The sequence below is a fragment of the Rhodoligotrophos sp. CJ14 genome (assembly GCF_038811545.1).
GTDB classification, from domain to species: domain Bacteria; phylum Pseudomonadota; class Alphaproteobacteria; order Rhizobiales; family Im1; genus Rhodoligotrophos; species Rhodoligotrophos ferricapiens.
In genome coordinates, this window is the sequence record NZ_CP133319.1 from 129,264 (window position 1) to 151,337 (window position 22,074).

Here is a 22,074-nt window from a genome sequence, read left to right on the forward strand (position 1 = left end):
GGCCCAAGCGGCGGGTCAGATCTTGACCTCGCCCTTCTTCAGCTTCTGGATCAGAGCCTCCGTCTCCTGCACGATCTCTTGGGGGATCGCAGGATTATATGTGCCGAACCGGCCGGCATCGGTGCCGATATCGAAGATATAGACCTTGCCTTCCGCCTTACCTTCCTTGGCAAGCTTAAGGAAGTCGACGAGCGCGATGCGGAAGTCCATGACTGCCGATTGCAGCACCGTATCCTTCCAATTCTCGTAGACATCCTTCCAGATGCCATAGCCCCAGGCCTTCTTTTCCTGGCAGGCCTGCAACGCGCCGATCTGGGCATTATCGAGCACGGGGAAGATCACGTCGATCCCTTGGTTCAGCTGATTGAGGGCCGCTTCCTTCCCCTTGGCGATGTCATCCCAGTCATTGGTATAGGTGACGGCCACCGGTGCGTTCGGTGCCACGCTGTGAACACCCGCGGTGAAGCCCTCCAAGAGATCGGTTGCGACCTTGATCTTCTGGCCGGTGATGAAGCCGAACTTCTGGTTCTTCGACATCTTGGCCGACAAGAAGCCGATCACATAACCGAAATGCTTGAAGTCGAAGCTGATCGAGGCAACGTTCTTGCCCGAGACGAAGCCGTTGGTTACGACGAACAGGGTGTCGGGGAAGCGTTGCGCGGCGCGCTCGACCGCATCGACGAACTCGCCGCCATGGCCGATCACCACCTTATAACCGCGCCGGGCATAGTCGGAGAGGGCTTCCAGCTGGTCCGGCTGTGGCACCTTTTCGATATAGGCGGTCTCGATGCCGAGCTTCTCCTTGGCATCGTTCATTGCTTCATAACCGGTCTGGTTCCAGGCCTGGTCCGTGATATTGCCGGGCATCACGATCGCCGCCTTGAACTCCTGTGCGAAAACCGCTGACGGCCCCATCGCCGCCAATCCGGCAAGCGCCGTGCTCGCCAGGAAACTCCGTCTTGTCATCCGCATGGGCTATCCTCCCTTTCCCTTATTTTTGGCCAGTGACGTCCGTCAGCGCGGAACCAGCTCGACTGGCTGAGTATAGAATGGCACCTCATCGACCCGCGGCCGGTAGGTTCCGGCACGTTGCAGGGCCAGGACATGATTGGCGATGTCTTCGAGGGGTGCGAACCAGACGTCACCGCGCGCCTGGATATCGAGCAGCATCTTTTCCAGATGGTGCCATCGGGTGAGCCGCCCCGTCAGGAACGGATGCCAGACCGCGATCCATAGGCCGCCATGGGCGTAATGGGCCTCGAATTCATCCAGGTAGTTCCGGATCGCCTCACTGGGTGAGCGCACCGGCATCGAATAATCGAGCTCGGGCGTATGGGCATATTGCGGGTAGTCGTCCATGCCCCAATGGGCTGGCAATTCGACCAGCTGGCCATTGCCCGTCTTGATGAGATAGGGCACGTCGTCCCCCATGAGCGAAGCGTCATAGAGAAAGCCTTCCTCCACGAGCAGCGCGCCGGAATGCTTTGAGAATGAATACATCGGCGCACGCCAGCCCCGCGGTCGCCGGCCGGCGACCCGCTCCAGGATATCGATGCTGCGCCGCAGCCGGTCATGCTCCTCCTCGCGCGTGAGATCGTAGGAATTCTCATGGATATAGCTGTGCAGCGCGACCTCGTGACCATCGGCGACCATGGCCTCGACGGCGTGGGGATATTGCGTCGCGCACCAGGCCGGCACGAAGAAGGTCTGCCTTATGCCGAGCTTGCGATAGGTTGCGAGAATGCGCGGAACGCCGACCGTGGGGCCGTATCGCAGCATCGATGTGGTCGAGACGAGGCTCGGTGCCTTCTCCGCGGCATGGATATGCACGAGGCTGTCCGCATCCATGTCGAAAGTGATGGCAACGGCGCAGCGCGCCCCATTGGGCCAGGAAGGCGGGTTGCTGATCATAGATGGGCCCTGGCGGATGGTGCAGGGCAGGGCATCTTTTGCCGTGGCTCGGCATTCTGCATGTCCGGGCCGAGCGGAACACTATGAGAGATCGTAAGCACCGCTCCCGGACGAAGAGCTTCGCGCATGGGCTCCCCTTGCATTTCCTACCTCAACGAGGGCGTTCTTCTTGAAGCCGGCCAGGCTCGGCCGGTCAGTCCCTCTTGTGGTGAGGTTCCCACCAGCAATGCCTTGATTAAATATGAAACATGAAAAGGTCAGTTCGCCCCGCGCCAAACTATGACATCCCGCAGGGACTGCGTGCAACTTAGTCAGCGGTGAAACATCACTTCGATTCTTTTGTATTCTCTCTCATGCGCTCTCCGGGCAATGATCCCAGCCGAAAAGTCATGGCCCGATGTGGACTTATAAGCAGGGAGGTGAGGCATGACCGTGCGGATGAACGAGCTGAGCTGGACGGACTATGACCGCAAGGTGCGTGAAGAGAACCCCGTGGTGTTTGTCACCGTGGGATCCCACGAGCAGCATGGTCCCCATCTCCCCATGTGCTGTGACGAGGTGATCCCCACCGCCATTGCCGAAAAGGCCGCCGAGCGGATCGGGGGCCTGGTCGCACCCTCTATTGTCTTTGGCTATAAGTCTCAGCCCCGCTCCGGCGGCGGCAATCACATCCCTGGCACCATCAGCCTCGATGCCGCCAACCTCATCGGCACGGTCAAGGATGTGATCACCGAGCTGGCCCGCCACGGCGTGCGTCGCATCGTGCTCATGGATGGTCACTACGAGAACACGATGATGATCGCGGAAGGCATCGACCTTGCGCTGCGTGACCTACGCCGCGATGGGGTGTCCGACCTCAAGATCATGCGCATCGGCTATTACGAGTTCACCACCCGGGAAGTCGAGCAGGCGGTCTGGCCGGAGGGCTTTCCGAGCTGGCCGCTGGAGCATGCGGGCGTAATGGAAACCTCCATCATGATGTATCTGCGCCCCGAGCTCGTGCATCTCGATCGGGTGCCAAGCCATCCGCCCGCCGAGTTCCCTCCCTATGACGTCTATCCCGTCACCTGGGAGAACTGGCCGTCTTTGCCGCGCGACGGTGCGCTGGTTGCGAGCACCACCGCCAGCGCGGAAAAGGGCAAGCTCTTGTTCGATTGCTATGTGAAAGGCACAGCCGACGCCGTCGCGCGGGAATTCGGTCTTAAGACCTGACCCGGCATCACACGAGCCGCTTGCTGCCGGTCAAGAGAGGGATCATGGATGGAAACCCCGCGATCCTGTTCTGGCGACGCACGGATGTGATCGGCCTGGAGCGCATGATGCTGAGCATCGGCGCCGGTATGATCCTGGCCGAGTCAACTGTCGTGTGTATGGAGGATGGCGGCTTCCGGCTCGACCACCATTGGCGGCTGAGCGCCGGTTGGCGCGTATTGTCGGTTGATGTCGAGAAATGGGGGGAGGCGGGCTATGCGCGCCTTGCCCTACAGAGGTCGGACCGAGGCTGGACCGTAGACGGGATCGCCCGTTCTGACCTTGACGGCGCCGATGAGCCGGACCTTTCCGTCACGCCCTTCTGCAATACCTTCCCCATCCGTCGGATGGTGGCCGAGGCGCGGCAGTCGCTGACCATCGACACCTGCTATGTTGACGGCGCGGCCATGACGGTCGAGCGCTCCCGTCAGCGATATGAGCGCCTGAGCCAGGACCGGTTCCGCTACATCGATCTCGGGCTCGCCGCCGGCTTTGAGGCCGAGCTCCACGTGGATGGCCAAGGCCTGGTGCTCAATTACGAGCACCTGTTCGAGCGCGTCTTCCCCTGACGGCACTTGGCGCGTCTCCAACTCACCTCCCCAATCAGCTCGACGAGGAACATGGTCAGAAATGACGTGCGCCTGTCCTGATTCATCGGGTCATTCTCATTGCTGCTCTTGAGGCTCCCTTGCCAAATAGGAATGGGCTTGTCGTCCGAACCCGAATGATAGCTTTGGAGCTCTGCCATGCGTCCCCCGTTCCCTCCATTTTCCGAGGCGAGTGCGATGGAGAAGGTGCGCGCCGCCGAGGATGCCTGGAACACCCGTAATCCGGCGAAGGTCGCACTCGCCTACACGCCCGACAGCAATTGGCGAAATCGCGCCGAGTTCATCACCGGCCGCGGCGAGATCCAGGCCTTTCTCAATCGCAAATGGGCAAAGGAACTCGACTACCGCCTCATCAAGGAGCTGTGGGCCTTTACCGGCAATCGCATCGCGGTGCGCTTTGCCTATGAATATCACGACGACAGCGGCAATTGGTTTCGGGCCTATGGCAATGAGAATTGGGAATTTGATGCCGACGGCCTGATGCGCCGCCGCATCGCCAGCATCAACGAGCATCCGATTGATGGCGCCGACCGGAAGTTCCATTGGCCATTGGGACGAAGGCCCGATGATCATCCGGGTCTTTCCGAACTCGGGCTTTAAGCCCATCCCGCCATAGCGGGCAAGTTCACCATCACAATCATCCTTTGAGAGAACAGGACTTCGAGCATGAGTGCGTCTCGTCCTTCCATGACTCACGCGACCGGTGCGCCGGTTGCCGATAACCTCAACATCATGACGGCAGGGCCCCGCGGTCCGGCTCTGTTGCAGGACATCTGGCTGATCGAGAAGATGGCTCATTTCGATCGCGAAGTGATCCCCGAGCGGCGCATGCACGCCAAGGGCTGGGGCGCCTATGGCACCTTCACGGTCACCCATGACATCACCCGCTACACCAAGGCGAAGATCTTCGCCGAGATCGGCAAGCAGACCCCGATGTTCGCCCGCTTTTCAACCGTTGCCGGCGAACGCGGTGCCGCCGATGCCGAGCGCGATATTCGCGGCTTTGCTCTCAAATTTTATACAGAGGAGGGCAACTGGGATATCGTCGGCAACAATACCCCCGTCTTCTTCTTCCGCGATCCCTTGCGCTTTCCGGACCTCAATCACGCCATCAAGCGTGATCCGCGCACCGGCTTGCGCTCGGCCGACAACAATTGGGATTTCTGGACCCTTCTGCCCGAAGCGCTTCACCAGGTGACGATCGTCATGTCCGATCGCGGCATTCCGAAGAGCTTCCGCCATATGCATGGCTTCGGCAGCCACACCTTCTCCATGATCAATGCTGCCAGTGAGCGCGTCTGGGTGAAGTTCCACTTCCACACCCAGCAGGGGATTGAGAATCTGACCGATCAGGAGGCCGCGTCCCTCGTGGCCAATGACCGTGAGACCCATGGGCGTGATCTGCTCAACGCGATCGAGCGCGGTGACTTCCCGCGCTGGACCCTCTTCATCCAGGTGATGACCGACGAGCAGGCCAAGACCCACAAGCACAATCCCTTTGATCTCACCAAGGTCTGGCCGAAGGCGGATTACCCGCTGATCGAGGTCGGCGTGATCGAGCTCAACCGCTGGCCCGACAATTACTTCGCCGAGGTCGAGCAGGCCGCCTTCTCACCCGCCAATATCGTTCCCGGCATCGGCTTCTCGCCTGACCGGATGCTGCAGGCTCGTCTCTTTTCCTACGGGGATACGCAACGCTATCGGCTGGGCGTCAACTTCAACCATATTCCGGTCAATGCACCGAGATGTCCGTTCCACAGCTATCATCGTGATGGTGCGATGCGCACCGACGGCAATCTTGGGGCAACTCCCACCTACTGGCCGAACAGCAAAGGCGCGTGGATCGATCATGATCCCTCGCTGATGGAGCCGCCGCTCCCCATCGACGGCGCGGCCGCCCATTGGGACCATCGTGTGGATGAGGACCATTTCGAACAGCCCGGCATCCTGTTTCGCAAGATGACCCCGCAACAGCAGCAGCTCCTGTTCGAGAACACGGCGCGTGCCATGGCGGACGCGCGCCTGGAGGTGAAGGAGCGTCATATCGCCAATTGCGCCAAAGCCGACCCCGCCTATGGCGCAGGCCTCGCCCGAGCGCTCGGGCTTGCGGCCCCGGACCTTGCTGCCGAGTGATCGGCAGCCACCGCCTTGCGATCAACTGAAGCCAAGAGGGCATTGTCATGCAGCGCAACGCCATCGACATTGTTCGCCGGTTCTGGAATGAAGTCTGGCGCTGGCCACAAAACCCGCACGCGATCGATGCCTTGGTCCATCCGGATTTCGTGATCACCTCCGGGGGCCATGAGATCCGCTCGCGGGAAGCGTTCAAACGCTGGGTCATCGCCTTTCAGACCCAGATCAAGGAGCTCGACTTCGAGATTCTGGACATCTTTCAGAATGAGGAGGGGACACGCGTTGCCACACGCTGGCGTGTTGTTGGCCTGAATAACGGATTCCTCGGCACCGAGCCTGACGGGACGCCGTTCACGATGGTCGGCAATTCGATCATCGCCATCGGCGAGGATGGTTTGCTGAGGCATAACTGGGTTGACCGAAATGCCTTTGAGGTCCACGGACATCTCGCTGGCAACCGCGTGACGGTTTAGTCAGCCAATGGCCATCTGCGGCGCTCGTCACGTTGTGCTGATCGCCTTCAGGATCAGGTTGCTCGACTTTCCTAGGAGCTGCTACACCGCGCCAATAATGGGACTGAGATGTGAATCGAATGGCGTAAGCCACCGGATGGAGCACGCGCAATGACGGATTCAGCATATATCCCGCCCAAGGTCTGGGTTTGGGACAAGGCCAATGGTGGCCGGTTTGCGAATATCAACCGGCCGATCGCGGGGCCGACCCATGAGAAGGAACTGCCTGTCGGCCGTCATCCCCTCCAGCTCTATTCCCTGGCAACGCCAAATGGCCAGAAGGTCACGATTCTGCTTGAGGAATTGCTCGCCCTTGGCCATAGCGGGGCTGAATATGACGCTTGGCTGATCAGGATCAGTGACGGCGATCAATTCGGCAGCGGCTTCGTCGAGGTCAATCCCAATTCCAAGATCCCAGCGCTCATGGACCGGTCGGGCTCCGAGCCGATCCGCGTCTTCGAATCCGGCGCGATCCTGCTCTATCTCGCCGAAAAATTTGGAGAATTCCTCCCCAAGGAGGCAGGCCGGCGGGCCGAATGCTTGTCTTGGCTTTTCTGGCAAATGGGAAGCGCCCCCTATCTCGGTGGCGGCTTTGGCCATTTCTACGCCTACGCGCCCGTAAAGATCGAATATGCCATCGATCGGTTTGCGATGGAGACCAAGCGCCAGCTCGACGTCCTGAACAGGCGCCTGGCGGACAATGCGTTTCTTGCAGGCGATGACTATACCATCGCCGATATTGCGGTGTTTCCCTGGTATGGCGGGCTCGTGAAGGGGTGGCTTTACAACGCCGCCGAATTCCTGTCGGTCCACGAATACACCCATGTCCAGCGTTGGGCTGATAGCATTCTCAGCCGCCCGGCCGTCCAGCGCGGCCGGATGGTCAACCGCATCAGCGGTGAGCCCTCGACCCAGCTGCACGAGCGCCATGACGCCAGCGATTTCGAAACGCGAACTCAGGACAAGCTTGGCACCAAGGCGTGAGCTGAGCCTTTGGGAGCGCCAGGCCCTGAACCCGAGCTTGCGGGAGCACTGGCGCTTCCAATACCGGCCTGGAGCCAGGAACCTAGTCTAGCGCCTGGACTGTGTGGGCAAACAATGGCGAGCGCGTGATTCCGAGAGTGGCCTTCGAAGGATCACGATCGTGAAAGGGCTGAGCGCGGCTTCGTTGGATCAGCCAATGCGAAGCCGTTCGAGCTCAGCGCGATTGTCTCGCGTTTGAACGATTCTCGTCCGTACCGATGAGGCTGGTGATGGATGAGTGCTATAACCAGCGCGGGCCGCCTCGACTTCCTTAAGGCCGGGGCATTGCCTTCGGCTCGTACTGGCCGCGAAGGGAAGCGGCCGCAATAACCTGCTTTGCTCCCATCGACTTGGATGGTGAGCCCGCTGGGATTCGAACCCAGGACCTACTGATTAAAAGTCAGTTGCTCTACCGGCTGAGCTACGGGCTCGGCAAACGCGCGAGTTGGCGCTTTCCACCATCTCACAACGTATACTGTCAAGGGATAAACGACCAGACCGGACCATTGGCTGGGGAAATGCCATGGGACCGGGCAGGGCGCGATCGCCGGCTTGAGGCGCGGGATCAGGATGGGCCCAAGCCGGGCAGGAGAATGCCCGGTGGTGGGACGCCGGCCAGCGCGCGGTCATAAAGAACAGGTCCGCCCACCGCCGGCGTGATGCCGCGAAACTCGGTCACGGTACAGTCGAGCCCGCGCGCGATCAGCCGGTTGCAAACCTCTTTTGCCGCGCGATTCGTTTCGAAAGGACCGGCCATGAGGCCGTATATGGTCCGGCTCCGGGTGTGTGCGGCCTCGAATAGACGCGGCTTCAGAATGCCAAGCAAGTCTCGGTGCTGGAGTGCGAGAGCGCGCCAGACCTGGACACCCTCCATTTGTGAGCTGATCAGTGCAAGCATGATCCCGAAAGATGGGGTGATCAGGTCGCCCTTGCTTGCGGTCTCGCTTCTTACCGATTGTTCAGCAAGATTTTGCATCAGCATGGGAGAAGAGATCGCGCGAGGGGCGCGGTTAAACGCTTCCGTAGTGAGCTTCAGGTTCTCATGCTCGGTGATATTGCCGGAGGGGATCGCGAAGATCATCTGCGCAGAAACGACAAGCAGGACAAGGGCCACGGACACAGCCAGCGCTCTTGTCCGTTTGCGATCTCGTAACTGCGTTCTGCGCAAAACTACGGAGAGGAAATGTGGCATGGCATAGTGCATTTGATGGGATGACCAGCAAACGGGCGCATAACGGCACGGAACGGCAACATCGAATCGGCGACACCATTCGAACCTAGAGTAGCATTTATCCTGCACATGCAATTATAGCGCGCAGATGAGTGCTTGCAAACCCCAGATACACGGTGAATGGCCCCTGACTTTCGCCCCATCGGTCGCAATGCTATAGGAAAGGCAACATATATGCTCGCCGTAACCGGCCATGGATTCTGCTCATGACAGATCTCTCCTGCATCGTTCTCGCGGCCGGCAAGGGCACGCGCATGAAGTCCGACCTGCCTAAGGTGATGCACAGTATCGCCGGGCAACCGCTCATCGGCCACGTGTTGAACAGCGTGAAAGCGATTGGAGCAGGAGAGGTGGCGCTGGTGATCGGCCCCGACATGCCATCCATTGCTGCGGAAGCGCAAAAAAGAGCCCTCGCGTGTGCGCTCGCCGTCCAGGAGAACAGGCTCGGAACGGGCCATGCCGCCCGGATTGGGCTTGACGCATTGAGCAAGCCCTCCACGGTCACGATCGTGCTCTTTGGCGATACCCCCCTGATACGTCCGGAAACGATCGCCGCCCTGGCAGGCAAGGTGGCGGACGGTGCCGCAGTCGCGGTGCTCGGATTTGAGACCGAGTGTCCTACCGGCTATGGCCGTATCCTGCGCAATCCGGCAGGCCAGGTGATCGCCATCCGCGAGGAAAATGATGCGTCAGCGGAGGAAAAGCTCGTAACCCTTTGTAATTCCGGGGTTATGGCCTTTTCAACGGAGGTTTTGCGCGAACTTCTACCGTTGGTCGGCAATGATAATGCCAAGGGGGAATATTACCTGACCGATATTGTCTCCCTTGCGGTGAAGCGCGGCCTCACGGTTGCCGCTGAGACCTGTCCGGAGACGGAGGTTTTGGGCATCAATAACCGGCTCGAACTGTCCCGCGCCGAAGCGCTGATGCAATCGCGGTTGCGCGAGGCAGCGATGCTTGCCGGCGTGACCATGCTGGCGCCCGAGACCGTCTTTCTCCAAATGGACACCAAGCTTGCCGCCGATGTGCTGATCGAGCCGAATGTCGTCTTCGGGCCCGGGGTCGTGGTCGAGACGGGGACGGTGATCCATGCCTTCTCCCATATCGAGGGTGCCCATATCGGGGCGGGCTGCCAGATCGGCCCCTTTGCGAGGCTTCGCCCGGGCAGTGATCTTGAGCCCAAGGCCAAGGTCGGCAATTTCGTCGAGATCAAGAATGCCCAGATCGGTGGCGGTGCCAAGGTCAATCATCTGAGCTATGTGGGCGATGCCCGCATTGGAGGCGCGGCGAATATCGGAGCCGGCACCATCACCTGCAATTATGATGGGTTCGACAAGCACATCACCGAGATCGGGGCGGGCGCCTTCATCGGCTCCAACTCGGCGCTTGTCGCACCTGTGACCATCGCTGCGGGCGCCTATGTCGCCTCGGGCAGCGTGGTGACCGACAATGTCGAGCCGGATGCCTTGGCGGTGGCCCGTGGGCGGCAGGTGGTCAAGCCCGGCTGGGCGGCAAGGTTCAGGGCCGAGAAGGCGGCTGCCAAGGCGGCAGCACGATCGAACGGTGCCGGGGTGGGCGGTCATCCCGGAAATGGCACGGGCGAGCAAGACGCGGGCGCCGTCAGTGCAGAAAATGGCACAGCGCGGTCGCGAACGGCCGCGGCTGCCAAGCCGCGCGCCGTGGCAGCCCAGATCAGCGGCGAGCCGGAATAAGGAACAACACCCATGTGCGGGATCGTCGGAATACTCGGTAAGGACGCGGTCGACCAGATGCTGGTCGATTCCCTCAAGCGTCTCGAATATCGCGGATATGATTCCGCCGGCATCGTCGTGCTGGAGGATGGTGAGATCCGCCGCCAGCGCGCCGAGGGCAAGCTGCGCAATCTGCAGGCGAAGGTCTCGGCCCAACCGCTGTTCGGCAAGGCCGGCATGGGCCACACCCGCTGGGCAACCCATGGCGCGCCAACCGAGAGCAATGCTCACCCCCATGTGGTGGGCCGCGTCGCCATCGTGCATAACGGCATCATCGAGAATTTCCGAGAGCTCAAGGAAGAGCTTGTGCGTGATGGTGCTGAATTTGCGAGCCAGACCGACACCGAGGTCGTTGCCCATCTGATCTCGAACGCGCTGAAACAGGGCCGCAAGCCGGCCGAGGCCGTCTTCGAGACCTTGCAGCGTCTGCGCGGTGCCTTCGCCTTCGTCATCCTCTTTGCCGGAGAGGATGATCTCATGATCGGTGCCCGCCGTGGCAGCCCGCTGGCGATCGGCTATGGCGATGGCGAGATGTACCTGGGCTCCGATGCCATCGCCCTTGCGCCGTTCACCAATCGGGTCGCCTTTCTCGAAGATGGCGATTGGGTGGTACTCACCCGCAACTCGGCCCAGATTTTCGACGAGCAAGGCAAGGAGGTCACCCGCGAGACCAAACTGAGCCAGAGCTCGCGCCTGCTGGTCGATAAGGGCAATTACCGCCACTTCATGTCCAAGGAGATTGCCGAGCAGCCGGAGGTGATCGGCCACACGCTTGCGGAATATGTGAACCTCGCCGAGCTCTGCACCACCTTGCCCGACGGTTTTGCGGTCGACTTCGCCAAGCTCGACCGGGTGACGATCACCGCCTGCGGCACGGCCTATTATGCGGGGCTCGTGGCCAAATACTGGTTCGAGCGCTATGCCCGGCTGCCGGTCGACGTCGATATTGCCTCCGAATTCCGCTATCGCGAGGCCCCCTTGCCGCAGCGTGGCCTCGCCATCGTGATCTCCCAGTCCGGTGAGACGGCGGATACGTTGGCGGCCCTGCGCTACTGCATCGAGCAGGAGCAGCAGACCGTGGCGGTGGTGAACGTGCCGGAATCAACCATCGCCCGCGAGGCGGGATTTGTCCTGCCGACCTATGCGGGACCCGAAATCGGCGTCGCCTCGACCAAGGCCTTCACCTGCCAGCTCACTGTTCTTGCATGCCTGGCGATCGCTGCGGGACGGGAGCGGGGCGTCTTGAGCTCGGCTGAGGAGCAGGTGCTCGTGCAGGCGCTGATGGAAGTGCCGCGTCACATGAACGATATCCTGAAGGACGAGGCCGCCATCGAGGAAAGCGCGAAAAACATCGTCACCGCCCGCGACGTGCTCTTTCTCGGCCGCGGCATCAATTATCCGATCGCCCTAGAGGGCGCGCTGAAGCTCAAGGAAATTTCCTATATTCACGCCGAAGGCTATGCCGCTGGCGAGCTGAAGCACGGACCGATCGCGCTCATCGACGAGCAGGTGCCGGTCATCGTCATCGCGCCGCATGATGATCTGTTCGACAAGACCGTGTCGAATATGGAGGAGGTGGCCGCGAGAGGCGGGCGCATCGTGCTGATCACAGATGCTGACGGGCATCGCCGTAATGGCCATGCCGCCTTCAATACCCTGACGGTGCCTCAGGCCAATGCCTTCATCAATCCGCTGCTTTATGCGGTTCCGGTGCAGCTTCTGGCCTATCACGCCGCCGTGCTGCGCGGCACGGATGTCGATCAGCCGAGAAACCTGGCGAAATCGGTGACAGTCGAGTAGTTTTGTCAGGCTTGCCACACGCCTCCCTCTATTCAGCCGTTGCATGGCTGCTCGAAAAGGGTATAAATACCCGCTCCGAGCAGCCGGACGGCTGCTTTGCAATCTGATTGAAGCGAAGCCGGGCTGATTGCGCTGAGGCGAAACGATCAGCCGGTCGATTGAGATGACGGTTGAGATGGCAGGCGGGATCGCCAGACATGCACGGATGAGGATGATCGGCAGGAATGCTGGCCATCTGTTCCCGGCATGTGTGCCACTCATCGCCGGCCCCTTCCCAGCACGCGCCGCCAATCTGGCCCTGGCCGCCCCGGCCCTTGCTGCCCCAGCCCAGGCTGCGGCCGCCCCTGCGCTTGCAGACCTCCTCCTTAGCTGCCCCTGAGTGCCGACAGCTTCGACTGCGAGGCGGGTATTCAGGGGATGAAGATGCCGAACCCCGAATTTTCATGACCCGCAAGGCAAAGTCGGGTCCAAGCTGTAGGAACGCTTCAATGACCGTTGATTCCGTAACGCAAGGTGCAGGCGTCAAAGCACAGAGCGAGAAAGAACGCGTCATCATCTTCGATACCACCTTGCGCGATGGCGAGCAGTCGCCGGGCGCGACCATGACCTTCGAGGAGAAGCTCGAGGTTGCCGATCTCCTCGACCAGATGGGCGTCGATGTGATCGAGGCCGGTTTCCCCATCGCGTCGGAGGGGGACTTCAGGGCGGTTTCCGAAATTGCCCGCCAGGCCAAGCGCGCGGTGATCGCGGGGCTCGCCCGTGCCATTCCCGCCGATATCGCCCGCGCGGGTGAGGCGGTGCGCCATGCCAAGCGGCCGCGCATCCATACTTTCGTTTCGACCTCGCCGATCCATCTCGAGCACCAGATGCGCAAGAGCCAGGATGAGGTGCTCGAGATCGTGATCGCCACCGTGACCCAGGCGCGCAACCTGGTCGAGGATGTCGAGTGGTCGGGCATGGATGCGACCCGCACCCCGATCGATTTCCTCGCCCGCTGTGTGGAGGCCGCGATCAAGGCGGGCGCCACCACCATCAACCTGCCCGACACGGTCGGCTATACGACGCCGGAAGAATATTGCGCGATGTTCAAGACCTTGCGCGAGCGGGTGCCCAATGCGGACAAGGCGATTTTCTCCGTGCATTGCCACAATGATCTGGGCTTGGCGGTCGCCAATTCGCTGGCCGGCCTGCAGGGTGGCGCTCGTCAGATCGAATGCACCATCAACGGCATTGGCGAGCGTGCTGGCAATGCGGCGCTGGAAGAGGTTGTGATGGCCATGCGGGTGCGCTCGGACATCCTGCCATACACCACCAATATCGATGCCACTATGCTCACCCGTGTCTCGAAGCTGGTGGCGGCGGCAAGCTCCTTCCCGGTTCAGTACAACAAGGCGATCGTCGGCAAGAACGCCTTCGCCCATGAGAGCGGCATCCACCAGGACGGCATGCTCAAGAACACCTCGACCTACGAGATCATGCGGCCGGAGGATGTGGGCCTGAAGGCTTCGTCCCTGATCATGGGCAAGCATTCGGGACGGCACGCCTTCAAGAAGAAGCTGGAGGAGCTGGGCTATCAGCTCTCCGACAACGCCTTCCAGGATGCGTTCGAGCGCTTCAAGGCCTTGGCGGACAAGAAGAAGCACGTCTATGACGAGGATATCGAGGCCTTGATCGATGATCAGGTCTCACGCTCCCAGGACTATATCCGCGTCGAGGCCCTGACCGTGATCGCTGGCACTGGCGGCCCTCAGAAGGCCACCGTCACCTTGAGCGTGGAAGGCAAGCACGTCACCAAGGAAGCAACCGGCGATGGTCCGGTGGATGCGACCTTCAACGCGATCAAGGAAGCAGTCCCGCACGACGCCAATCTACAGCTGTTCCAGGTCAAGGCGGTGACCGAAGGCACCGATGCCCAGGCCGATGTGAGCGTGCGCCTCGAAGACGACGGACGCTCCTTCACCGGTCGTGGCACCGATACCGACACCTTGGTCGCCGCCGCCCGTGCCTATGTCGGGGCTTTGAACAAGCTGCTGACGCGCCGCACGGCCAAGCCGCACGTCTTGGCGGCCAGCTGATCCCCCGAATGATGTGGCCGGCGGTTTTGCGCCGTCCGGCCCGTCACCATCTTTGATGTGATGACGCACCCGGCATGCTCCCGGGCGAATGACAGGACCATCCGATGACCGGCGTTAATGAGATCCGCGCGCGTTTCCTGGACTACTTCCGCAGGAACGGTCACGAGGTGGTCGCCTCGAGCCCGCTGGTGCCGCGCAACGACCCGACCCTGATGTTCACCAATTCGGGGATGGTGCAGTTCAAGAACGTCTTCACGGGTGTCGAGAAGCGGCCCTATACCCGCGCCACGACCTCGCAGAAATGCGTGCGCGCCGGTGGCAAGCACAATGATCTCGACAATGTGGGCTATACCGCGCGCCATCACACATTCTTCGAGATGCTGGGCAATTTCTCCTTCGGCGACTATTTCAAGGATGTCGCGATCGAGCTGGCCTGGAACCTCGTCACCCGCGAGTTCGGCCTATCCAAGGACCGGCTCACCGTCACTGTATTCTCCGAGGATGATGAGGCGCATGCCCTCTGGCGAAAGATCGCCGGCCTGCCGGATGAGCGCATCATCCGCATTTCCACATCTGACAACTTCTGGCGCATGGGCGATACCGGCCCTTGCGGCCCCTGTTCCGAGATCTTCTTTGATCACGGGCCGCAGATCTGGGGTGGCCCGCCCGGATCACCCGAAGAGGATGGCGACCGCTTCGTCGAGATCTGGAACCTCGTCTTCATGCAATATGAGGAGACGGAGGGTGGCGAGCGCTTGAACCTGCCGAGACCGTCTATCGATACAGGCATGGGCCTTGAGCGCATGGCCGCCGTGCTCCAGGGCACCCACGATAATTTCGAGATCGATCTCTTCCGGGCGCTGATCGGTGCCTGCGAGGAGCTGGTGGGCCGTCGGGCCGAAGGCGAGGCAAAACCGAGCTTCCGGATCATTGCCGATCACCTGCGTGCATCCAGCTTCCTCATTGCCGATGGCGTCCTGCCCTCCAATGAAGGCCGCGGCTATGTGCTGCGCCGGATCATGCGCCGCGCCATGCGTCATGCCCACCTGCTTGGTGCCGAGGAGCCCCTGATCTGGCGCCTGGTGCCGGCTTTGGTGCGGGAGATGGGGCAGGCATACCCTGAGCTCGTGCGCGGTGAGGCTCTGATTTCCGAAACCCTCAAGCTCGAGGAGAGTCGGTTCCGCGGCACCCTGGCGCGCGGCTTGCGCATCCTTGAAGAGGAAACGGCCAATCTCGGTGAGGGCCAGCGGCTGGCCGGTGAGACCGCGTTCAAGCTTTACGACACCTATGGCTTCCCTCTCGATCTGACCCAGGATGCGCTGCGCGCCCGCGGCATCGAAGTCGACACGGAGGGATTTGCAGCGGCCATGGAGCGCCAGCGTGCCGAAGCACGCAAAGCCTGGGCTGGTTCCGGTGAAGCTAAGACCGATGCGATCTGGTTCGGCTTGCGCGACAAGCATGGGGCGACCGACTTCCTCGGCTATGACACGGAGAGTGCGGAAGGCGTGGTGCTGGCGATCATCAGGGATGGGGCCGAGGCGAGCTCGCTTGCCGAAGGGGAGGAGGCAAGCCTTATCCTCAACCAGACCCCGTTCTATGGGGAATCCGGCGGTCAAGTTGGCGATCAAGGCTTGATCCGCACGTCCGAGGGCGCGCTCTTCCGCGTTCTCGACACCGAGAAGCGCCTGGGCGATCTCTATGTGCATCGTGGCCGGTTGGAGAAGGGTGCGCTCAAGCCAGGCGCTGCCGTCGAGCTGATCGTCGATCATGAGCGTCGCGCGGCAACCCGCGTTCACCATTCCGCGACCCACCTGTTGCATGAGGCGCTGCGCCAGGTGCTCGGTGACCACGTCGCTCAGAAGGGCTCGCTGGTCGAACCGGGCCGGCTGCGCTTCGACTTTGCCCACCAAAAGCCGATGTCGCCCGAGGAGCTCGCCAAGGTCGAGGAGATCAGCAATAGGGTGATCGCCCAGAATGATCCGGTGACCACTCGGCTGATGACGGTGGACGAGGCGATTGCCGAGGGCGCCCGCGCGCTGTTCGGCGAGAAATATGGCGATGAGGTGCGCGTGGTTGCCATGGGACGCAACCCGCAGAGCTCCGGCAATAATGCGGTCTTCTCCATGGAACTGTGCGGTGGCACTCACGTGGCGCGCACCGGCGATATCGGTCTTGTGAAAGTCGTGGCCGAGCAGGCCTCGGCTGCGGGTGTTCGTCGCATCGAGGCGCTGGCTGGCGATGCGGCGCGGGCCTATCTTGCCGAGCAGGATGCCCGGGTTGAGGAGCTTTCCGCCCTGCTGCGCACCCGCCCGCAGGACCTGGTTGAGCGTGTGAAGACCCTGATCGAGCAGAACCGGAAGCTCGAGCGCGATCTGGCGGATGCGCGCAAGAAGGCGGCGCTGGGGCAGGGGACCACCGCTCAGAATGGGGGAGGTGACGGCGGTGATCGCGAGATCGGCGGCACTAAGCTCCGGGCGCGCAAGATCGAAGGGCTTGATCCCAAGGAGTTGCGCGGACTGGTCGATGATGGCAAGCGCCAGCTTGGCTCAGGCATTATCGCGCTTGTTGGCGTCAATGCCGAGGGCAAGGCGAGCATTGCTGTCGGGGTCACCGATGATCTGACTCAGCGGTTCAACGCCGTTGATCTCGTGCGGATCGGCGCGGAGAAGCTGGGCGGCAAGGGTGGCGGCGGCAGGCCCGATATGGCCCAGGCCGGTGGACCCGATGGCGCGCGGGCAGACGAGGCCTTGCGGGCGATTGCCGATCAGGTGGCGGCAGCGGTGAACTGAGAGGCTGCCCTTTGCCATCATGCCCGGCTCGATGAGGGCATCCAGAGCAGATGGCGCCAGGTGTCTTTAAGCACCGGATCACCGGGTCAAGCCCGGTGATCCGGTGAGCCTTTCCACAGATTAGGTACCGGATTTTGCGGTTGATCAAAAACGCTGTGATCGTGTTGAGTTGGGCGTGGAGTCTAACCTGCGCTCACAGCGGTTCTGATTGAGCAAATTGCGCCGCCGAGCTGGTGATGAGCCCATCATCGGCCATGCGCCGCAGCACCCAATCGCGCCGCTCTTTGGCGCGCTCGCGATTGGCCGCGATGTCGAGCCGATAATTATTGGGTGCCTTGGGCAGGGCTGCGAGATAGGCGGCTTCTGCGATGCTCAGCTCTTCCGGCCCCTTGCCGAAATATTGCTGGGCAGCGGCGGCGATGCCATAGGCTGGACCGCCGAAATAAATGTGGTTGAGATAGAGTTCGAGAATGCGATCCTTGCTCAAGGTGCTTTCGATGCGCTGCGCAAGGATGATCTCCTTGATCTTGCGCTCGATCGACGGCGGCTCGCCGGAAAGCAGCAGGTTCTTGGCTAGCTGCTGTGTGATGGTGGCCGCGCCGGCCGGCTTGCGGCCGGAGCCATAGTCGATCAGATTCTGTGCCGCAGCCCTGAGGATCGCCGGCACGCTGTAACCCCCGTGCCCGTAATAGTCCTGATCCTCGGCCGCAAGGAACGCCTTGATCACATGTGGCGGTATTTGCGACAGCGGCACATAGCGGCGATATTCGACCAGCCGGCCGTCGTCATCCCGCCGTGCCACGTCCGCAGAACCGTAGTGGGCAATCTCCGCTGCGCCAGGCAGCTCGCGGCCGAAGCTCCAGAACACCCCGCCGACAGCCGCAGCCCCGATCAGGACCAGGAGCCCCAAGACCTGAGCGCCGCGCATCACCATTCGCCGTGCAGTGCCTGACACCGCATAGGGTTGCGACAGGATCTCGCGCGGCAAGGACCAGCCTTGCGCGATCTTGCCGATCATCTCGGCCGACAGATGCCGTTTCCGGTTCAGCACTTCCGAGGCCCTGGACCGCGATCCGAGCAGCTCGGCGAGTTCCGCCTGGCTGCGCCCCTGTGCCCGCATCGCGAAGGTGAGGAAATCGATGGGATCAGGCGGCGCCAACGGATGGCTCTTGCGCTCATATTCCGCCACCAGAATGGCCAGCACTTCGAGGCGATCAGCTTCCGGGCTGCCTGCCTCGGCCGCAAGCAGGCGATCGATTTCGGCAAGAGCCGAGCGGTAATCCTCCTCGGTTCGGATTGGCTTGACAGGATCGGAAGCAGCCTCAGTCATCGTCTTTTACCTGATTGAGCTCGGTCACCGACGTGATCCGCACGATCCCCAGCTCGAGATTGATCCCAACCATCACCCGGCAGCCTGCCTCGGGAAGATCGAGAAGCAAGCGACCATCTTCGTTGATCCGGGCGAGGGCACCGCATTCCTGTTCGATGCTGGCCCGATCCGTCCAGGCCGCCTGGCGCAGCAACCCGTTCAGCGCGCTAAGGCTCGCCAGGGCCTCGGGATGACGCTTGCCATAGTCGACCAGCACGGACGTGCCAACAACGATCATGAACACTATCCACTATGTTCCCAAAAACGGGAACATGCAAGAATAAAACACGGAGTAGCCCCAACCTCGCTCCTGGGGCTTATCCCTATCACCTCAATCGTCTCGGAGCCAATGAAGCGGAATACCGGTGGTTGGCGCCTTTGGAACCGGTCCTGACCCCGTGTGTTCCCCGACCAAGACCAATCAACAGATGGAGCAATCCAATGCCGAATGCCGGAAAGCATATGGGTGGCGGTGGCCGCGGCCAGATGGGCGCGCGCGGCGTGGGTCCGGGTCAGCCCGGCGATACGCTCGATGAAGCCGATCTCGCTGACGACATCATGGGCAAGAACAAGCTGCAAGGCATGGACCAGCGGCGTTTTCCCAATCAGCGGCAAAGGCAGGCCGGCGAGCACGGCGAGCCTCATGACGTCATGGAAGGTCTAAAGAAGACCGAGAACCGCAGGAAGGATCAAGGTCCGGGAGCCGGATGATGGCTGGAAACAAGACACACGAGCAGCAGCTGCGCACTTTCGAGCGCAAGGATGATGTGCCCCGTCCTGGGGATCCCGTTGCTGATGTGGACAGCAGCTCTCAGACGGCGCGCAACGCGAAAGCGCGCCAGAGCGAGATGCCGGTGAGCCGCGGCGGCATGAACCAGGAAAGCCGTACCCACAATAAGCACAACCATCAGACCCAGTCGGGACACTCACCGCAGGCGAGAACCACCGAACAGAGCTGATCGCAAGCTTAAGTCTCTGGTTTGAATGACTTTAGGAAAGGCCGCCGACCATAGTCGTGGGCGGCCTTTCCGCGTTTTGGTCGCGCGCCGATGCGAGGGCGCGAGGGAGCTTCGCAATCGGAACGATTGGCGAAGCGATTCATTGGCCCCACAGATGCCAACCGCACACGAAGAGGGATCTTAGCGGTTGGCGCAAATCTCAGGAGGATAGCTATGAATATCGCGAGCGTAATGACACGCGACGTCAATGTCATATCCCCAGGCGCCCCTTTGAGCCAGGCCGCGCAGATGATGGATGAGCTCAATGTGGGCGTGCTTCCCGTCTGCGATGGAAGCCGGCTCGTCGGCATGATCACCGACCGCGATATCGCCGTGCGGGCGACTGCAGCCGGCCAGTCTCCAACCGATGCGCATGTTGCCGATGCCATGACGCAAGAGGTGATCTGGTGCTTCGAGGATGACGATGTCGACGAGGTACTCGACCGAATGGCGGATGTGCAGATCAGGCGGGTGCCGGTTCTCGATCATGACAAGCACCTCGTTGGTATCGTCTCGCTGGGCGATCTCGCAACCAAGGGCGATGGCGCGGATATCGAGGAGACCTTGGAGGAGATTTCGACGCCCTCGCAACCGGATCGATAGGAGGTTTCCATGAGCTCAACTGGTCTTGAGATCTTTGACCGGAGCCTTCACATCACGCACACTTGGCTGTCTGGGATCGGCGAGCAGATCGGGCCCGACAAACAGCGCTGTTACCATGCGCTGCGGGCGGTTCTGCAGACCCTCCGTGACAGGCTGACCACCGATCAGGCCGCCCATTTGGGCGCACAGCTGCCTCTCATCGTGCGTGGGATCTATTACGAGGGCTATCGGCCCTCGACCCAGCCCGTGACCATGCGCTCAGCAGATGAGTTCATCGCGCGGGTCGAGCAGAGAATTGGCGATTTGCCCCCGATGAATCCGCTCGATGCGACAAGGGCCGTCTTCCACGTGCTGGAGCGGCATATTTCGCCCGGTGAAATGGAGGAGGTGAAGCAAGCTCTGCCCGAGGAGATCAGGCGGCTGTTCGGCGAGGCCGACATCGGCAATGCTGGTTTCGCGACCGGTCAGGGTCGTGACGCAAACCTCGGAACGAGGCCGCAGACCGGTCACTGATGATGTTGGCTTGGAACGGGCCGCTACGCGTGGCCATCGAGCGGCGTGAGGTGAGTATCCTCGCACCGCTCGTTGTGTCCGCTGCTATTTCCGCTCAGCATCGCGGCGCACGAGCTTGTTGAAACGGCTGTCCCCCTGGTCCTGATAGAGCAGGGCAAGCTTGTTGTCCTCGAACTTCTCGAAGAACTCGTCCCACGAGATCTCCTCGAGCTGCTCGTCTCGTTCGCCGAAATCGAGGCGCAGAATGCCGGGATCCTCCTTGCCGCCGGTCCGCTTCACATGGGCAGGGCGACCGCCATGCTTCTCCGCCCATTGGCGGATTTCGTCATGATTGGTTGTGGTCTTGGCCTGTGCCATTGCAGTGCTCCTTCATGCCAGTGCAGGGGGAATGAACGCGGATCCCGCCGGGTTCCCCGAGCTGGCGACATGAGCCAAGTCAGAGAGCCGAGCGCGCGAAATGCGCCTTGGTGACGATCGCGTCCGGCTTGCGGGGCGTCACTCTGCGATCGGCCACCGACGCGAACCATGCGATGGTCTTGAGAAGACCTTCCCCTAGGGGAACCTGAGGCTGCCAGTTCAGAATCTTCTGGGCGCGCCGGATATCGGGTTTGCGCCGTTGAGGGTCATCGACGGGCAGGGGTTTATAGACGACCTTCGAATTGGTCGGCACCAGCATCAGCACGAGCTCGGCCAGCTCGTTGACCGTGAATTCTTGCGGATTGCCGAGATTGATCGGCAGGCCGCGATTGGGCGTCATGTTCATCATCGCGACCAGGCCGCACACCATGTCGGAGACATAGCAGAAGGATCGGGTCTGATTGCCGCTGCCATAGATGGTCAGGGGCTTGCCCTCGATGGCTTGCGTCACCAGGTTGGAGATGATGCGGCCGTCATCGGGGCGCATCCGCGGCCCGTAGGTGTTGAAGATGCGGGTGACCCGGGCATCGACCCGCCCGGCGCGCAGAAAGTCGAAGCACAGCGCTTCTGCCGCGCGCTTTCCCTCATCATAGCAGGCGCGGGGGCCCGTGCAGTTCACATGACCCCAATAGGTCTCGCTCTGTGGATGCTGTTCGGGATCACCATAGACCTCGCTAGTGGATGCCTGCAGAAACCGGGCTCCATGCTGCTCGGCCAGCAACAACAGGTTCCGCGTCCCCACCACATTGCTCATCATGGTATGGACGGGATCGGCTTGATAATGGACAGGCGATGCGGCGCAGGCGAGATTGTAGATCGCGTCGATCGGCTCGTCGATTTCAAGCGCTTCGCAGATGTCCTGCTCGATCAGTTGGAAATTCTCAGCGCCGCGCCAACGCTCGATATTCTTCCGCGATCCTGTAAGAAAATTGTCTATGCAGATTACTTTGTGTCCTTGGTTGATGTGGTATTCACACAGATGTGAGCCAATAAAACCTGCTCCGCCTGTAACAACAATTGTTTTTATGGTATTATTTTTTGTATTGATGCTCATGTTGCTAGCCCTTTCGTCAAGCAAAATGGCCGTTAC

At 61.3% G+C, this 22,074-nt stretch carries 21 protein-coding genes and 1 tRNA gene; 14 read left to right on the forward strand and 8 right to left on the reverse strand.

All coding sequences use genetic code 11. The features are described 5' to 3' along the window. Positions 1-15: 15 nt before the first annotated feature. Both RCF49_RS00650 and RCF49_RS00655 read right to left on the reverse strand, forming a co-directional pair. Positions 16-972: a BMP family protein gene (locus RCF49_RS00650; protein ID WP_342642123.1), complete on the reverse strand. Its 957-nt coding sequence runs from the start codon at positions 970-972 to the stop codon at positions 16-18. A 42-nt stretch (positions 973-1,014) separates the two neighbouring features. Further along, entirely contained in the window at positions 1,015-1,911 is an 897-nt protein-coding gene (locus RCF49_RS00655; protein ID WP_342642124.1) for a polysaccharide deacetylase family protein, read from the reverse strand. A 426-nt stretch (positions 1,912-2,337) separates the two neighbouring features. On the opposite strand from RCF49_RS00655, the gene RCF49_RS00660 reads away from it, so the two are divergent. The 6 genes from RCF49_RS00660 (at position 2,338) to yghU (ending at position 7,399) form a co-directional block, all read left to right on the forward strand. Next, entirely contained in the window at positions 2,338-3,123 is a 786-nt protein-coding gene (locus RCF49_RS00660) for a creatininase (protein ID WP_342642125.1), read from the forward strand. Between the two features lie 44 nt (positions 3,124-3,167). Further along, the gene (locus tag RCF49_RS00665; RefSeq protein WP_342642126.1) at positions 3,168-3,731 is read left to right on the forward strand and encodes a putative glycolipid-binding domain-containing protein; all 564 of its coding nucleotides are present in this window, start codon (positions 3,168-3,170) and stop codon (positions 3,729-3,731) included. A 177-nt stretch (positions 3,732-3,908) separates the two neighbouring features. Then, positions 3,909-4,370 (forward strand): nuclear transport factor 2 family protein, encoded by a 462-nt coding sequence (locus RCF49_RS00670; protein ID WP_342642127.1) that lies wholly within the window; start codon positions 3,909-3,911, stop codon positions 4,368-4,370. 66 nt (positions 4,371-4,436) lie between these two features. Further along, positions 4,437-5,903 (forward strand): catalase, encoded by a 1,467-nt coding sequence (locus RCF49_RS00675; protein ID WP_342642128.1) that lies wholly within the window; start codon positions 4,437-4,439, stop codon positions 5,901-5,903. A 47-nt stretch (positions 5,904-5,950) separates the two neighbouring features. Continuing rightward, positions 5,951-6,376 (forward strand): ester cyclase, encoded by a 426-nt coding sequence (locus RCF49_RS00680; RefSeq protein WP_342642129.1) that lies wholly within the window; start codon positions 5,951-5,953, stop codon positions 6,374-6,376. Positions 6,377-6,526: 150 nt separating this feature from the next. Continuing rightward, the gene (yghU, locus tag RCF49_RS00685) at positions 6,527-7,399 is read left to right on the forward strand and encodes a glutathione-dependent disulfide-bond oxidoreductase (protein WP_342642130.1); all 873 of its coding nucleotides are present in this window, start codon (positions 6,527-6,529) and stop codon (positions 7,397-7,399) included. Positions 7,400-7,793: 394 nt separating this feature from the next. Here the strand turns inward: yghU and RCF49_RS00690 are convergent. Both RCF49_RS00690 and RCF49_RS00695 read right to left on the reverse strand, forming a co-directional pair. Continuing rightward, positions 7,794-7,869, reverse strand: a tRNA-Lys gene (locus RCF49_RS00690). A 134-nt stretch (positions 7,870-8,003) separates the two neighbouring features. Next, positions 8,004-8,558, reverse strand: a complete 555-nt coding sequence (locus RCF49_RS00695) for a hypothetical protein (RefSeq protein WP_342642131.1) — start codon at positions 8,556-8,558, stop codon at positions 8,004-8,006. Between the two features lie 317 nt (positions 8,559-8,875). On the opposite strand from RCF49_RS00695, the gene glmU reads away from it, so the two are divergent. The 4 genes from glmU to alaS all read left to right on the forward strand — a co-directional run bounded on the left by glmU (position 8,876) and on the right by alaS (position 17,084). Then, entirely contained in the window at positions 8,876-10,381 is a 1,506-nt protein-coding gene (gene glmU, locus RCF49_RS00700) for a bifunctional UDP-N-acetylglucosamine diphosphorylase/glucosamine-1-phosphate N-acetyltransferase GlmU (protein ID WP_342642132.1), read from the forward strand. A 12-nt stretch (positions 10,382-10,393) separates the two neighbouring features. Continuing rightward, positions 10,394-12,220 carry a glutamine--fructose-6-phosphate transaminase (isomerizing) gene (glmS, locus tag RCF49_RS00705; RefSeq protein WP_342642133.1) on the forward strand — a complete coding sequence of 609 codons (1,827 nt, stop codon included), beginning with the start codon at positions 10,394-10,396 and terminating at the stop codon, positions 12,218-12,220. Positions 12,221-12,708: 488 nt separating this feature from the next. Further along, complete coding sequence (locus tag RCF49_RS00710; RefSeq protein ID WP_342642134.1) at positions 12,709-14,295, forward strand: 2-isopropylmalate synthase; 1,587 nt, start codon at positions 12,709-12,711, stop codon at positions 14,293-14,295. 104 nt (positions 14,296-14,399) lie between these two features. Next, positions 14,400-17,084, forward strand: a complete 2,685-nt coding sequence (gene alaS, locus RCF49_RS00715; protein ID WP_342642135.1) for an alanine--tRNA ligase — start codon at positions 14,400-14,402, stop codon at positions 17,082-17,084. Positions 17,085-17,277: 193 nt separating this feature from the next. On the opposite strand, the gene RCF49_RS00720 is transcribed toward alaS, so the two are convergent. Then, positions 17,278-18,414 (reverse strand): transglycosylase domain-containing protein, encoded by a 1,137-nt coding sequence (locus RCF49_RS00720; protein WP_342642136.1) that lies wholly within the window; start codon positions 18,412-18,414, stop codon positions 17,278-17,280. After that, positions 18,407-18,691 carry a hypothetical protein gene (locus RCF49_RS00725; protein ID WP_342642137.1) on the reverse strand — a complete coding sequence of 95 codons (285 nt, stop codon included), beginning with the start codon at positions 18,689-18,691 and terminating at the stop codon, positions 18,407-18,409. The genes RCF49_RS00720 and RCF49_RS00725 overlap by 8 nt, the downstream gene beginning before the upstream one ends. A 203-nt stretch (positions 18,692-18,894) precedes the next feature. Between RCF49_RS00725 and RCF49_RS00730 the strand changes: the two genes are divergently transcribed. The 4 genes from RCF49_RS00730 (at position 18,895) to RCF49_RS00745 (ending at position 20,567) form a co-directional block, all read left to right on the forward strand. Continuing rightward, entirely contained in the window at positions 18,895-19,164 is a 270-nt protein-coding gene (locus tag RCF49_RS00730; RefSeq protein WP_342642138.1) for a hypothetical protein, read from the forward strand. Then, positions 19,161-19,412 (forward strand): hypothetical protein, encoded by a 252-nt coding sequence (locus tag RCF49_RS00735; RefSeq protein WP_342642139.1) that lies wholly within the window; start codon positions 19,161-19,163, stop codon positions 19,410-19,412. Before RCF49_RS00730 ends, RCF49_RS00735 begins: the two co-directional genes overlap by 4 nt. 213 nt (positions 19,413-19,625) lie before the next feature. Further along, entirely contained in the window at positions 19,626-20,054 is a 429-nt protein-coding gene (locus tag RCF49_RS00740) for a CBS domain-containing protein (RefSeq protein ID WP_342642140.1), read from the forward strand. Between the two features lie 9 nt (positions 20,055-20,063). Next, the gene (locus RCF49_RS00745; RefSeq protein WP_342642141.1) at positions 20,064-20,567 is read left to right on the forward strand and encodes a DUF2267 domain-containing protein; all 504 of its coding nucleotides are present in this window, start codon (positions 20,064-20,066) and stop codon (positions 20,565-20,567) included. An 84-nt stretch (positions 20,568-20,651) separates the two neighbouring features. Here RCF49_RS00745 and RCF49_RS00750 read toward each other — a convergent pair whose 3' ends face one another. Further along, positions 20,652-20,924, reverse strand: a complete 273-nt coding sequence (locus RCF49_RS00750; RefSeq protein WP_342642142.1) for a hypothetical protein — start codon at positions 20,922-20,924, stop codon at positions 20,652-20,654. Between the two features lie 79 nt (positions 20,925-21,003). Continuing rightward, positions 21,004-22,038 (reverse strand): UDP-glucuronic acid decarboxylase family protein, encoded by a 1,035-nt coding sequence (locus RCF49_RS00755; RefSeq protein ID WP_342642143.1) that lies wholly within the window; start codon positions 22,036-22,038, stop codon positions 21,004-21,006. Positions 22,039-22,074 lie beyond the last annotated feature (36 nt).

Bases quoted from the DNA above. Each gene is read 5' to 3' on its own strand.
- RCF49_RS00650 (WP_342642123.1), bottom strand. From the start codon at position 972: ATGCGGATGACAAGACGGAGTTTCCTGGCGAGCACGGCGCTTGCCGGA.
- RCF49_RS00655 (WP_342642124.1), bottom strand. From the start codon at position 1,911: ATGATCAGCAACCCGCCTTCCTGGCCCAATGGGGCGCGCTGCGCCGTT.
- RCF49_RS00660 (WP_342642125.1), top strand. From the start codon at position 2,338: ATGACCGTGCGGATGAACGAGCTGAGCTGGACGGACTATGACCGCAAG.
- RCF49_RS00665 (WP_342642126.1), top strand. From the start codon at position 3,168: ATGGATGGAAACCCCGCGATCCTGTTCTGGCGACGCACGGATGTGATC.
- RCF49_RS00670 (WP_342642127.1), top strand. From the start codon at position 3,909: ATGCGTCCCCCGTTCCCTCCATTTTCCGAGGCGAGTGCGATGGAGAAG.
- RCF49_RS00675 (WP_342642128.1), top strand. From the start codon at position 4,437: ATGAGTGCGTCTCGTCCTTCCATGACTCACGCGACCGGTGCGCCGGTT.
- RCF49_RS00680 (WP_342642129.1), top strand. From the start codon at position 5,951: ATGCAGCGCAACGCCATCGACATTGTTCGCCGGTTCTGGAATGAAGTC.
- yghU (WP_342642130.1), top strand. From the start codon at position 6,527: ATGACGGATTCAGCATATATCCCGCCCAAGGTCTGGGTTTGGGACAAG.
- glmU (WP_342642132.1), top strand. From the start codon at position 8,876: ATGACAGATCTCTCCTGCATCGTTCTCGCGGCCGGCAAGGGCACGCGC.
- glmS (WP_342642133.1), top strand. From the start codon at position 10,394: ATGTGCGGGATCGTCGGAATACTCGGTAAGGACGCGGTCGACCAGATG.
- RCF49_RS00710 (WP_342642134.1), top strand. From the start codon at position 12,709: ATGACCGTTGATTCCGTAACGCAAGGTGCAGGCGTCAAAGCACAGAGC.
- alaS (WP_342642135.1), top strand. From the start codon at position 14,400: ATGACCGGCGTTAATGAGATCCGCGCGCGTTTCCTGGACTACTTCCGC.
- RCF49_RS00720 (WP_342642136.1), bottom strand. From the start codon at position 18,414: ATGACTGAGGCTGCTTCCGATCCTGTCAAGCCAATCCGAACCGAGGAG.
- RCF49_RS00725 (WP_342642137.1), bottom strand. From the start codon at position 18,691: ATGATCGTTGTTGGCACGTCCGTGCTGGTCGACTATGGCAAGCGTCAT.
- RCF49_RS00730 (WP_342642138.1), top strand. From the start codon at position 18,895: ATGCCGAATGCCGGAAAGCATATGGGTGGCGGTGGCCGCGGCCAGATG.
- RCF49_RS00735 (WP_342642139.1), top strand. From the start codon at position 19,161: ATGATGGCTGGAAACAAGACACACGAGCAGCAGCTGCGCACTTTCGAG.
- RCF49_RS00740 (WP_342642140.1), top strand. From the start codon at position 19,626: ATGAATATCGCGAGCGTAATGACACGCGACGTCAATGTCATATCCCCA.
- RCF49_RS00745 (WP_342642141.1), top strand. From the start codon at position 20,064: ATGAGCTCAACTGGTCTTGAGATCTTTGACCGGAGCCTTCACATCACG.
- RCF49_RS00750 (WP_342642142.1), bottom strand. From the start codon at position 20,924: ATGGCACAGGCCAAGACCACAACCAATCATGACGAAATCCGCCAATGG.
- RCF49_RS00755 (WP_342642143.1), bottom strand. From the start codon at position 22,038: ATGAGCATCAATACAAAAAATAATACCATAAAAACAATTGTTGTTACA.